Origin of the sequence: Nitrosomonas communis (assembly GCF_001007935.1) — a bacterium.
GTDB lineage: Bacteria > Pseudomonadota > Gammaproteobacteria > Burkholderiales > Nitrosomonadaceae > Nitrosomonas > Nitrosomonas communis.
On the sequence record NZ_CP011451.1, the window covers coordinates 1,320,592 to 1,332,925 of the forward strand.

The following is a 12,334-nucleotide window of genomic DNA, read 5'->3' on the forward strand; positions in this document are numbered from 1 at the left end:
ATTCGTCCAGCAACCCCCTTTTTCTAATAATTCAAACTACCCCCTCGCATCCTGTAATTTGAATCTCAGCAAGGCCAATTTCAGGTCTCATTGTCTGGTTTTTTGTGAAGCTCTGCCAAGGAGTAAGGTCAGAAACGCTGCATGGCAATAAAAGTAAAAGAAACAGACCAGGTAATCATTGCCAGACCAACCAGACCCTCCGCAGCAGTGAGCATCCTTATCGCGCCAACAGACACTAAATCTCCAAAACCAACAATTGTGTATACCACAGACGAGTAATAAATGTAGTCGATAATGATAATATCACCATTATCTATGCCCCTTATATGACCATACTCAGCACTACGATGGGCAATCATGAATCCAAAAGCGAAGATCCATATGTCTGGTATATGCGCTACCAGCAAGCCAAACATTACTACCAACACACACTACTACGCCTGTGTACATGCGCTCCCACAGCACGTCCAAGACAACGTAAAGCTTCATAATGAAGTATCACGCAGAACGCCACAATGATTGCGGATATCAGCAAAACAACGAAATGGCGAACATGTTCATCCATATGGCTGCGGCCCTAACACCTTCTCAGCTACGCTAAAATTAAAAAACATGCATGACATTCATCCATAATTGGTGTCTATTCCCACACTCGCTCATCAATCTCATCCTCATCACAACTCGCAGTCAACGCAAAGCATTTGATTGAAGCGAAGCACCTACTTCTTTTCAGTCTTGCTGAGAAATACGATCATCACGTTCACGCATCAACCAATAAGTGATACCAACAGCCAGAGTAATGGCAGCCAAACCAAACAATGCCTCTGCCGAAGTAGTTTTGAGATCCAGAATGATGAATTTGCGAGCCAGCGCAAGCAAGGCAATCAGCAACACGACCTTCGTTTGGATGATGCTTTGCTGGCGGGTAACGACGTATTGCAGCGTATGATTGAATTCCAGCGCAATCAATAATGTCATAATCTGGCCAAAAACGGTTTGAAAAACTGTATACTCAAGCGGATTCAATGCACCAAACACCAACCCGCCAACCACTCCAATGAATAAACGGAAAAGGGCCACCATAATTACAAGCGTAATCATAAATGTAAGTATGAGCGCTACTATGCTCTCGAAACGTTGGTAAAACGTTTGAGTCGACCACCGGTCTATCATCAAGCGCCATCTTGATAACATCTCTCTCATTCTTTCGTATTCGTTTCCAAGATTTTATTTGACATAGAAAGTAGTTTAATGCAAAGCATCAGACTGAACGTTAAGGTGCATTACTTTGCGTATATATGTGAGGATTATGAATTTCCAAGAACCATTCTGGATTTTGCAATTTTACAAAACCATTTTGTTCATACAGACCATGTGCATCTAGCGTTGCCAGCATCCAACGGCGTAGTCCCTGCAATTCAGGATGCAGAAGAATACAAGAAATCAGCCATTTGCCGAGGCCACGCCCTCTATAATCTGGCACAACAAACACGTCAGCTAAATAGGCAAAGGTAGCGCAATCCGTAATGGCGCGCGCAAAACCGATCTGTTTCCCATTGTGATACAAGCCGAAGCAAAGCGAATGATTGACTGATTTTTCTACGGTTGATCTAGGGATATGCTTTGCCCAATAAGATACTTTGCATAAAAAATCATGGATCATTTCTATGTCCAAGTCTTTTCGATTATCCGTCACTGCGAATTCATCTTGCTGCCATTTCATTGATTATTCTCTCTTTAATTAACCTGGTTTGCCATCTACCCTTGGCCGCCAATAGATAGGTGCGAAGCGTGCTGCCCATAGCGTAAAACAAATAAGCCATACCGCTGCTGCAAATAGATAAAGCATCGACGCAAGAGCAGAAGCAGCCGGTATGAGGTCAGGCAGTATTCTGAACAAGGTAGTGATCTGAAAACCAAGAAAGAGCAGCCAAGTAAAATGATCCAATACCAGTGGACGACCTGAGTGTCCTAACGTCACACGAGAAGCCATGCCCAACACCATACTGGCAAAATAACCAATTACCAGCGCATGAAGGGGTGCAAGACCAAACCAGATACGCTCCCCCACGCTCAACCACATCATCAGGCTCTGCGCTGTAAATAGCAACATCGCTACGGACAGCCAGGCAAATGAGATATGCAGCACCGCCAGCAGGCTGACACTGAAGCTGCGAAACAATCCCCAGGCCCATGACAAGTAGAAGGCACACCCAGCCAATGGCAGATCCATGCACCATACATATTGCGGCATCCCTATGAGCTGCAACAAACCATGACCCGCTGTACAAACAAGCATCAACCAGAGTAATGCATAGGGTCTGACAATCACATAGTTTTCCAGCACCCGGCTAGAGAAAAATGGAATCATGCGGTGCGAAACAGTTAACAGGATCGGCAACAGGAAAAACCAGATGCCTGCCTGACGTGAAAAATCAAGAAATAACGAATGATCAGTCAGAAGCCACACAAGATAAGCAACCATACCCAGCCAGCCAAAGATCAATGCGACACTAGCCACTCGTGCATGGCGCTTATCTTGCGCCTGTGTCTGCAACAAGACCCGTAACAGCGCTATAATCGCAATCCCCCATCCTGTCAGCATCGTTGCGATGCCGGCTACCAGTAGAGTTTTACTGATATACAAGCCAGCATAGAACAGAGCCATGCCCCCAGCCATAAAGATGCACGTTGCCAGATAATAGCGCGGCTTGATTTTTTCCCCATTCATCCAATTTGGGAAGGTAGTAAATAAAAAACCAAAAATGAAGAAAGGAAAAAATCCATACACCATCAAGAAAGCATGCGCCCAGATTGGCGCCAGATTCAATATGGGTGCATTGCCAATTACACCATAGCGCCCCATCAGATCAAGCATCCACCATAAGAGGGTAAATACGCCCTGCAATGTACCTACCAGAAACAAGCTGCGATGAGGTGCTTCAGACAGATAATGCCAAATAGTCGCTTGTTTATTCATATATTTTCCTTGTCATTTAATTTAATCTCTGTTTTTCTATAGATGAATAACTGATGTTACGCAGCTCCACGCTGATAGCGTATCATTTCCGGGATGAAAACAAAGTATCCAAATTTATATACGGATTATTTGATTAGTACTACCGGCTACGCAACGGCGACCGAATTATCGCCCATGTTAGACGGAGAGATGAGTCATAATCAAGTGACCCGGTTTTTGTCAGAACGAAAATACACATCCCGGAACTGGCAGGAAGTGAAGTCAGTAGTGCGGCAAATCGAGCAGGAAGAAGACTATCTGATTTTTGATGAGTCGGTGCAGAGAAAGCCTGGACAGACGAGAACGAGATTGTTTGCTGGCATTATGATTATTGCAAAGGGCGGACGGTCAAGGTCATCAGCCAGTTGAATGCGCTATATTACAATGATGAGGTATTGATCCCGGTGGCATTCGAGATGGGTGGGCAAGTCGCGGCGATCTATGAAAAACGGTGGAAAGTCGAAGCGTTTCACAAGTCGTTGAAATCCAACGCCGCACTGGCAAAGTCGCCAACCCGGACGGTAATCACGCAATGGAACCACGTGTTTATGTCCATTTACGCCGTATTTAAACTGGAATGTTTGAAAATCCAAGCATAAGGCCAACCATTTCGTCCTGCGGGCGAAGCTATCTATCAACGCAACCCAACAGGCTTATGCGCAGTTGCAAAAGTTAAAAGCTGCGTAACATCCAAGAATAACCTTTAAGTTATATCAGCCTTTCTCTCTTATCGTTTTTATCATGCTACATATTTGCTATGATGTGCTCATTATTTATGTAAAGAACTTGTGTACCTTATTTATTAATGCTTAATATTGATTTGCATTGCCACTCTACAGTTTCAGATGGTCTTTTGACGCCTGCTCGCCTGGTAGAGCATGCCGTTTTACGAGGCGTCAACGTCCTTGCGTTAACTGATCATGATGACGTAACAGGGCTGGCGGAAGCTCGTATTGCAGCGCGTGAGAAAAATATCATACTTATTAACGGCGTGGAAATCTCTGTCACATGGCAAAATAGAACCTTGCATATTATTGGCCTCAGAATCGATCCCGAATATCCTCCATTGGTGCAAGGTTTAGCATCGATTCGAGCAGGACGAGAAGAGCGTGCGCGTAACATTGCCATTCAACTGGAGCGTTGTGGCATTCATGGCAGTCTCGAAGGAGCCCATACTTATGCCGGAGGACGATTGATTGGTCGTACCCATTTTGCCCGCTTTCTTGTGGAAAAAGGATATGCTAAAGATGTTCGATCAGTGTTCAAGAAATATCTGATAAAGGGTAAACCAGGTTATGCTCCTCACCAGTGGGCAGCCTTAAATGACGCAATCAGCTGGATACACGGTAGTGGTGGCCAGGCAGTCATCGCCCACCCAGCGCGCTACCAATTAGGTAAGAACGTTCTCGATGCATTGTTACACGAATTTCGTGATCGTGGTGGGGTAGGTTTGGAAATTATCTCACCCAGCCATACACCCGATCAGATAAAACTGTTTGCACATCATGCCCAACAAATGAATTTATTGGCTTCATGTGGTTCTGATTATCATGGACCAGGCGAAAGCTATTTTGATCTTGGCCAATTACCGCCATTACCAGCTGGATGTATTCCCATCTGGCACGATTGGAATATTGAGCAAAAAATAAATCGTCACTGAGTGACCGAACTAAGCCCGCACTACATTACAATAAAGCATCAAAACATTAAAACATCAAAAAAACAAAAGAGTTGGATCTCACTAAATCATGGCACAATTTTTTTCTATTCACCCACAAAACCCTCAACTAAGATTGTTACGACAAGCTGTTACGATTCTGCGTGAAGGCGGTATTATCGCTTATCCGACAGATTCGTGCTATGCACTCGGTTGTCAGATCGGTAACAAGGATGCCATGGAACGTATCCGGACCATAAGGCAAGTTGATGAGCATCATCATTTCACATTAGTCTGCCGGGATCTGGCAGAAATTTCGACCTACGCCAAAGTAGACAATATTCAATACCGCTTACTCAAGGCGAATACACCGGGTAGTTACACCTTCATACTTAAAGCTAGTCGTGAAGTACCCCGCCGCTTGCAGCACCCCAAACGTCACACCATCGGCCTGCGTATTCCGCAGCATCCGATAGCCCACGGCCTACTGGCAGAATTGGATGAGCCGTTGTTGAGCTCCACGCTGATCTTGCCTGGGGATGAGCTACCGCTAAATGATGCCGAGGAAATCCGGCAACGCCTGGAAAATCAGGTAGACTTGGTGATTGATGCTGGCTCTTGTGGTGTAGAGATGACCACCGTCATTGACTTAACCAGTGATGTGCCTGAAATAATTCGTACAGGAAAAGGCAGTCTTGCACCATTTGGGATAGCACATGGATAACTTAGATAGTATCATTCTAGGGATCGCCCTTTACGCACTCCCAGTTATTTTTGCTATTACCTTACATGAAGCGGCGCATGGTTATGTGGCCAAACACTATGGCGATTTGACCGCGTACATGGAGGGACGCATCACACTCAATCCAATTAAGCATATCGATCCGATAGGAACCATTATCGTGCCACTGACGCTATTTATCATCAGCAAAGTGACTATGGGCACAGGCTTTCTGTTTGGTTGGGCCAAACCGGTACCCGTTAATTTCAGTCAGTTACGGCACCCTAAGCGCGACATGCTGTGGGTAGCAGCAGCGGGACCCGGCGCTAATCTTTTCATGGCTTGTTGCTGGGCGTTGATCATAAAGCTTGGATTGGCTTTTCCAGAAAACATTTATGCTAAACCAATGATTCTCATGGGTATGGCCGGAATTGAAATCAACCTCGTTCTGATGGTATTGAATCTCTTGCCCATACCACCACTGGATGGTGGACGTATGGCGGTCAGTTTACTGCCGCATCGTCTTGCTTACCAATTCTCGAAGATTGAGCCTTATGGGTTTATGATTCTATTATTATTGTTAATGACTGGCATGCTAGGTGCGATTATCTTGCCATTTATTCTCCTTATGAAGCAGTTCATTGTTTCGGTATTTGGATTGTATATCTGATCAGGCCATGAAAAGCCAAAGGGTGTGCCTTTTATCAATCAATAACATGTAGATGCGCTTATTTTATCTCCGACTAACCTTGTATTAATTTAGGATTTGTAGCATGTTTGCTGATCGCGTTTTATCAGGAATGCGCCCGACCGGTAATCTACATTTAGGGCACTATCATGGTGTGTTGAAAAATTGGGTCACCTTGCAGCAGCAATACGAATGTTTGTTTTTCGTGGCTGACTGGCATGCGTTGACTACTCACTACGACTCACCCGAACTCATCGAGCAGCATACTTGGGACATGATTATTGACTGGCTGGCTGCAGGCGTCGATCCTGCGCACGCCACCCTGTTCATTCAGTCAAAGGTGCCCGCCCATGCTGAACTCTATCTGTTGCTTTCGATGATTACACCGCTCGGATGGCTGGAACGCGTTCCCACCTATAAAGACCAACAGGAAAAATTGACCGAAAAAGATTTGAGTACCTATGGCTTCCTGGGGTATCCTCTGCTGCAAAGCGCAGATATTCTCATTTATCGCGCTAACCTGGTTCCTGTCGGTGAAGATCAGGCACCCCATCTCGAGTTCACCCGTGAAATCTCGCGTCGCTTTAATCATATTTTTGGTAAAGAACCTGGTTTTGAAGAAAAGGCACAACTGGCCATCAAAAAGCTTGGCTCCAAAAAATCCAGGCTCTATAGCGAATTACGCACTCGCTTTCAGGAACAGGGCGATGAAAGTGCGCTGGAAGAAGCCAGATCCTTGCTGAATGAGCAGCAAAATCTCAGTATGGGTGACCGTGAGCGCTTATTCGGCTATCTGGAAGGAGGCGGCAGAGTGATCCTGTCGGAGCCCCAGACCCTCCTTACGCAAGCATCAAGAATGCCAGGGCTGGATGGTCAGAAAATGTCCAAATCCTATAATAACACCATCAGTTTGCGTGAAGACGCTGACAGCATCGTGAAAAAAATCCGCACCATGCCGACAGATCCAGCGCGCATACGGCGCAGCGATCCGGGCGATCCAGCCAAGTGCCCAGTGTGGTCGTTTCATACTGTTTATTCCAACGACGAGGTCAGGAATTGGGTGCAGTGGGGCTGCAAAAGCGCGGGGATTGGCTGCCTGGAATGCAAACAGCCCGTAATTGACGCTATTCTGGCTGAGCAGGCCCCTATTTGCGAGCGGGCCAAAATGTATGAGGAAGATCCGGCACTGGTCAGGCATATTATTGAGGATGGCTGTGAAAAAGCAAGCAAACTGGCAGAAGATACCATGCGCGATGTCAGGGAAGTCATGGGACTGAATAATGCTTAAGGAAGCCCTGAAGATATGCGCTCTTCTCTTCTTTCAAACAAAGAGGAGGTGAAGCCATCGTAGCGAGCGACTTAAAAACGCAAGGTGGACGGAATGCACAAACGCAAAAACAAGCTTACAAGTCTTGGCGAAGCCACTATCAGATAGAGAGGGAGAGATGGCATATCGCCCGGCACGGCGATTGGGGCGCACAATAGGTCTATGAAAGAAACTTTGTTTGCCCAACCTCTGGACAAAACTTATCTTCGCTCATGAACATATTGAACGATACGGATAATAAGCTTCCCATTGCCAAGGTTTGCGGCCAGCCGGTATTGGAAATACCGCGCGATCTTTATATTCCGCCCGAAGCTCTGGAAGTTTTTCTCGATACGTTTGAAGGACCGCTTGATTTATTGCTCTATCTCATTCGCAAGCACAATCTCGATATCCTCGATATCCCGATGGCAGAGCTGACCCAGCAGTATATGGCGTATGTGCAAATGATGCGTGCCGATCAATTCGAGCTAGCAGCAGAATATCTGCTCATGACTGCATTGCTGATCGAGATCAAGTCACGCATGTTGCTGCCACCCCCTGTCACAGAAATTGAAGAGGAAGCCGATCCACGTGCTGAACTGGTGCGCCGCCTGCTGGAATACGAGCAGATGAAAAAGGCCGCCATGCGCCTTGACGAATTACCGCAGGCTAATCGCGATTTTGCACTGGTGCAGGTAGCCATTGATCAGGTGGCAGCCAGGCCGCTCCCTCACGTCAATGCAGAGGATTTACGCCATGCGTGGCTCACGCTGCTCGAACGCGCAAAAGTCAACCGCCATCATCATATCGGCCAGGAACAGATTTCAGTACGTGCCTGCATGAGCCAAATCCTGCGCACATTACAGGGTGGCAAGGTCGTTCGCTTTGATGAATTATTCAGCCAAACGACCAGTATCATGGAAATTATCGCCCATTTTCTTGCCTTGCTGGAGCTTGCCAAGGAAACGCTGGTCACTATCGAACAATCCGAGAGTTTTGCAACGATTTATGTCAAATCAACCCAACCCGCTACTGCCCTCTGAAATACTCACCCCCTTCAGCGAGCCTGACATCAGCAAAATTCTGGAAACAGCCCTGCTGACCACACAAGAACCCCTTGCCCTGGCAGAATTGAAGCAACTGTTCGAGGGCGAAGTCAGCAGCAAACTGCTGCAAGCGTTACTCGAAAAATTACAAGAAAAATGGCGTGACAGCGGCATCGAACTGGTCAATACCGTCGGCGGCTGGCGCTTTCGCAGCAAACAGGAAATGCAGGTCTTCCTCGACCGGCTCAACCCGCAGAAACCTCCGCGCTACTCACGCGCAGTGCTGGAGACCTTGGCAATCATCGCCTACCGCCAACCTGTGACGCGCGGTGATATCGAAGAAATCCGCGGTGTGGCAGTCTCCAGCAACATCCTGAAAACTCTGGAAACACGCGGCTGGATCGAAGCCGTCGGCCAGCGCAACGTGCCCGGCAGACCTTCTCTCTACGCCACGACAAAGAGCTTTCTCAATGACCTCAATCTGCAATCACTTGAACAATTGCCAGCATTGGATGAGCTGGCGACACTTACTGACTTACCTGAACCTCAGGATCAGGAGCTATCCACCGATTCAGAGACGACGAAAATGTTGGAGTCCGGGCAAGCAGATTCACTTCAGAATATCACATCTGCGCCATCAGTACATTAAGTAACGCAGTTTACTTGTTGGAAAAAGCCTCGGTTTGGCTTTTCAGCGCATTGCATAAGGCCATGAGTTGGTCGACTTTGGCGACGACACGGTGTTGTTCATTAGTAGAAGGCGAAGCAAGCAGATATCTGCTTAACTTGTCACCCGTTAGGTATCGTCTTATTGATGCACCAGTAAAATACTTATCTAATCTTCCTAATTTTGAATCTGTAGCCAAGCAAATTTGCAAATACTCAGCTAAGATACCTTTCAGCGGTCTTGCACGATGAATAGCTTTCTGAAAAATAAATTTCCTTTGATTGGTCATACCAGATAGCGCAGCGCCCTGACCCCCGCCCTCACAAATCAATAAATCTCCTGGCATGATCCTGAATTCTTCAAGCTCTTCATTCTCAAACTTCATCTCCTTAATATCGTTCAGATCAAAAGTATGCCATTGAACATTGGTATTCCTAAGATACGGCATGAAAATATCTTTATTCCTTTATTTATCGAGCATTTTACCCAATCGGGTATAAGTTATTTCTCCAAATCTTACCCATTTCCACTCCTCCGGTAATTCGTAAGGCACATCCTCTGGCTTAATCGCTGGCAGCGGTCTAGCTGCCTTGATCTTTCCTCCTTCACTAGCTGCTGTTTTTCAGCTTGGATTTCTTTGAGTAGTTCACTGGCAGGAGGATCATTCGAGTCTTGCGGCACGAGCTTGCCCATGACTGCAAGTTGCAAAATGGCTTTGCGCAGCTCAGTGACGTTTTCATTGCTAAGGCTTGGTAGAGGGAGAGGTAGATTTCATAGGATTTATTCAACTGCCGTTTCTGGATTTTGATATGGCCGCACCAAACGGCTTGAAATCATTGGTCATAGTCTGACCGACCAGAATATTACGATCTGCCAGAAACAAAATGCGCTTCCTGGCCTTGGCTTTCCACAAACGCCAGATGATCTGAAAGGCGGTGAAAGTTTTACCGGTGCCGGTTGCCATGACCAACAGAATGCCCTGCTTGCCCTGCGCAATCGCCTCGATGATGCGATTGATGGTAAGCAACTGGTAGTAACGTGGGGTTTTATTGCTGCCGTCACTATAATAATCCTGCGTAATCAGAGCATGCTGCCGCCCATGGGTATGAATGCCCTTATGCATCAGCCACTGCTGCCACAGCATGTCGGCCGAGGAAATTCATGTAGGCCCAGTTCGCGTTCGACAAGGCCATCGGCTGTAATTTTGTTATGAAACAAAAAGCCATCACCATTCGAGCTGAAGATGAAAGTCACCTGCAACAGCTCGGCATAATTCAGTCACTGTTGCTACCAGCGCCGATGGCGTGATTGTTGTCCTTGGCTTCGATCACGGCAATCGGTATATTGGGCTTGTAGAACAACACATAATCAGCCCGCTTGTGCTGCGCGCGCGTGTGCAAGCGACCACGCACAATGATACGCCCTTTAGTCAGCAGAAATTCTTCCCGCACCTGGCTTGCGATATTCCACCCTGCCTGTTGCAAGGCAGGCGTAATGAATTGGGTGCAGATATCGCGTTCAGAGAGTTGCTTTTTATGTATGATTCAACTCTCTCGCTTCTTTTTCGCTCGATAATGCTGCTTACTTGTTAGCCGCAATCAATTGAGGTGTTAAGTGCGGTGCAATAATTTGCAGCAACTGCACGAAAATCTTGGGATTGCCTGCAACAATCTGCCCGCTTTTCAGGTAATTCTCATTGCCTTCCAGATCGCTGACCAGTCCGCCTGCTTCAAGAATAAGCAGACAGCCTGCGGCGATATCCCAGGGAGACAAACCGATTTCCCAGAAACCATCATAACGCCCGGCGGCCACATAGGCCAGATCAAGCGCAGCGGAACCAGGACGACGGATGCCAGCCGTTTTGGGGATGATATCCTTGAACATGGCGAGGTAAGCTTCCAGAAAGGACAGATCCCGGAACGGAATACCCGTCCCGATCAAAGAATCAGCCAACAGACCGCGCTTACTGACGCGGATGCGTTGATCGTTAAGATAAGCGCCACGCCCACGGCTGGCGGTAAATAATTCATTGCTGACGGGGTCGTACACGACCGCTTGGGATAACACCCCTCGATGCAATAATGCAATCGATACCGCATATTTGGGAAAACCATGCAGAAAATTAGTCGTGCCATCCAGCGGATCAATAATCCATTGGTATTCTGATTTTTTGGCGTCTCCACGATTACCGCTTTCTTCTGCTAGAATTGAATGGGTAGGATAAGCATCCATCAATACTTTAATGATGGCTTCTTCAGCCGCACCATCTACTTCACTGACAAAATCACTGTGCGATTTGCGTGAAACTGTCAGAATATCGAGGTTCCGTGAAGCCTGATTGATAATACTGCCTGCACGGCGCGCGGCTTTTACCGCGATGGTTAGCATTGGATGCATTTTATAAGACCAAGAAATAAAAAGAATTAAGAAAAGGTTAATTTTAATATGAATCGCTGCTGTCCGCTCGCCAATGTCCATATCGTATTAAGCCATACCACTCATCCCGGCAATATCGGCGCAACCGCAAGAGCCATGAAAACAATGGGGTTAAGCACGCTCTGCCTGGTCAATCCTAAATCTTTTCCGAATAATGAGGCAAACGTGCGTGCCAGCAACGCGCGGGACATCCTTGAGCAAGCCAGCGTGGTGAGCAGCCTGGAAGAAGCGCTGCATGATACTGTGCTTTCCATAGCAATGACTGCCCGCACGCGCGATCTCTCCAATCGAATTCTTGATGCGAGGCAGGCCGCAAAGGTGTTACTTGAGCATGCATCCAACGCTCCAGTAGCGCTGATTTTTGGTAGAGAAAGCTCTGGTCTGACCACAGCCGAAATCAGCAAGTGCCAGCTCACTGTGCATATTCCGACCAATCCCGATTATTCTTCGCTCAATCTGGCCGCTGCCGTGCAAATCATGGCGTATGAACTGCGTATGGCGTTGACCGAAACAACACTGATAGCTCCTCAGCAGCCAGCTTATCAGCTTGCTAACTTCTACGAGGTTGAGTTATTTTATCACCACCTGGAACAAGCCATGATCGACAGCGGGTTTCTCGACCCCAGGCAGCCCAAACGTCTCATGCAACGGCTGCGTCGTATGTTCGCGCGTACGCAACTGGAAAAAGAAGAAGTCAACATATTGCGCGGGATACTCAGTGCATTGGAAAAGCATCGTTCAACATAAGTCATGTTGTTTGGATTGACTTAGCCAGCTTATTTAGCGATGATTGC

The 12,334-nt window shown here is 47.0% G+C and carries 14 protein-coding genes and 1 pseudogene; 8 read left to right on the forward strand and 7 right to left on the reverse strand.

Annotation, left to right across the window (positions count from 1 at the left end; genetic code table 11):
• Positions 1-128: 128 nt before the first annotated feature.
• From AAW31_RS06000 to AAW31_RS06015, 4 genes are all read right to left on the reverse strand, one after another.
• Entirely contained in the window at positions 129-428 is a 300-nt protein-coding gene (locus AAW31_RS06000; RefSeq protein ID WP_235264507.1) for an ion channel, read from the reverse strand.
• Positions 429-729: 301 nt separating this feature from the next.
• Entirely contained in the window at positions 730-1,194 is a 465-nt protein-coding gene (locus AAW31_RS06005) for a phosphate-starvation-inducible PsiE family protein (RefSeq protein WP_235264508.1), read from the reverse strand.
• Positions 1,195-1,273: 79 nt separating this feature from the next.
• Positions 1,274-1,723, reverse strand: coding sequence for a GNAT family N-acetyltransferase (locus AAW31_RS06010; RefSeq protein ID WP_046849549.1), 450 nt, complete (start codon positions 1,721-1,723; stop codon positions 1,274-1,276).
• Positions 1,724-1,741: 18 nt separating this feature from the next.
• Positions 1,742-2,980 carry an NnrS family protein gene (locus tag AAW31_RS06015; RefSeq protein WP_046849550.1) on the reverse strand — a complete coding sequence of 413 codons (1,239 nt, stop codon included), beginning with the start codon at positions 2,978-2,980 and terminating at the stop codon, positions 1,742-1,744.
• A gap of 93 nt (positions 2,981-3,073) precedes the next feature.
• Here AAW31_RS06015 and AAW31_RS23440 point away from each other — a divergent pair, with 93 nt between their 5' ends.
• The 7 genes from AAW31_RS23440 to scpB all read left to right on the forward strand — a co-directional run bounded on the left by AAW31_RS23440 (position 3,074) and on the right by scpB (position 9,086).
• Positions 3,074-3,388 (forward strand): hypothetical protein, encoded by a 315-nt coding sequence (locus AAW31_RS23440; protein ID WP_052752111.1) that lies wholly within the window; start codon positions 3,074-3,076, stop codon positions 3,386-3,388.
• Positions 3,389-3,824: 436 nt separating this feature from the next.
• On the forward strand, positions 3,825-4,679 hold the full coding sequence (locus AAW31_RS06025) for a 3',5'-nucleoside bisphosphate phosphatase (protein WP_046849551.1): 855 nt from the start codon (positions 3,825-3,827) through the stop codon (positions 4,677-4,679).
• Between the two features lie 88 nt (positions 4,680-4,767).
• The gene (locus tag AAW31_RS06030) at positions 4,768-5,400 is read left to right on the forward strand and encodes an L-threonylcarbamoyladenylate synthase (protein WP_046849552.1); all 633 of its coding nucleotides are present in this window, start codon (positions 4,768-4,770) and stop codon (positions 5,398-5,400) included.
• Entirely contained in the window at positions 5,393-6,067 is a 675-nt protein-coding gene (locus AAW31_RS06035; RefSeq protein WP_046849553.1) for a site-2 protease family protein, read from the forward strand. Before AAW31_RS06030 ends, AAW31_RS06035 begins: the two co-directional genes overlap by 8 nt.
• A 103-nt stretch (positions 6,068-6,170) precedes the next feature.
• Complete coding sequence (locus AAW31_RS06040) at positions 6,171-7,373, forward strand: tryptophan--tRNA ligase (RefSeq protein ID WP_046849554.1); 1,203 nt, start codon at positions 6,171-6,173, stop codon at positions 7,371-7,373.
• A gap of 251 nt (positions 7,374-7,624) precedes the next feature.
• Positions 7,625-8,434 carry a segregation and condensation protein A gene (locus AAW31_RS06045; protein ID WP_046849555.1) on the forward strand — a complete coding sequence of 270 codons (810 nt, stop codon included), beginning with the start codon at positions 7,625-7,627 and terminating at the stop codon, positions 8,432-8,434.
• Positions 8,400-9,086: an SMC-Scp complex subunit ScpB gene (scpB, locus tag AAW31_RS06050; RefSeq protein WP_046849556.1), complete on the forward strand. Its 687-nt coding sequence runs from the start codon at positions 8,400-8,402 to the stop codon at positions 9,084-9,086. Before AAW31_RS06045 ends, scpB begins: the two co-directional genes overlap by 35 nt.
• Before the next feature lie 10 nt (positions 9,087-9,096).
• Here scpB and AAW31_RS06055 read toward each other — a convergent pair whose 3' ends face one another.
• From AAW31_RS06055 to AAW31_RS06065, 3 genes and pseudogenes are all read right to left on the reverse strand, one after another.
• Positions 9,097-9,552: a restriction endonuclease subunit S domain-containing protein gene (locus tag AAW31_RS06055; RefSeq protein WP_052752113.1), complete on the reverse strand. Its 456-nt coding sequence runs from the start codon at positions 9,550-9,552 to the stop codon at positions 9,097-9,099.
• A gap of 295 nt (positions 9,553-9,847) precedes the next feature.
• A pseudogene (locus AAW31_RS23445) lies at positions 9,848-10,648 on the reverse strand (DEAD/DEAH box helicase family protein); the annotation flags it as partial.
• Between the two features lie 37 nt (positions 10,649-10,685).
• Complete coding sequence (locus AAW31_RS06065) at positions 10,686-11,501, reverse strand: inositol monophosphatase family protein (protein WP_046851549.1); 816 nt, start codon at positions 11,499-11,501, stop codon at positions 10,686-10,688.
• A gap of 48 nt (positions 11,502-11,549) precedes the next feature.
• On the opposite strand from AAW31_RS06065, the gene AAW31_RS06070 reads away from it, so the two are divergent.
• Positions 11,550-12,287, forward strand: a complete 738-nt coding sequence (locus tag AAW31_RS06070) for an RNA methyltransferase (RefSeq protein ID WP_046849558.1) — start codon at positions 11,550-11,552, stop codon at positions 12,285-12,287.
• The last annotated feature ends 47 nt before the right edge of the window (positions 12,288-12,334 follow it).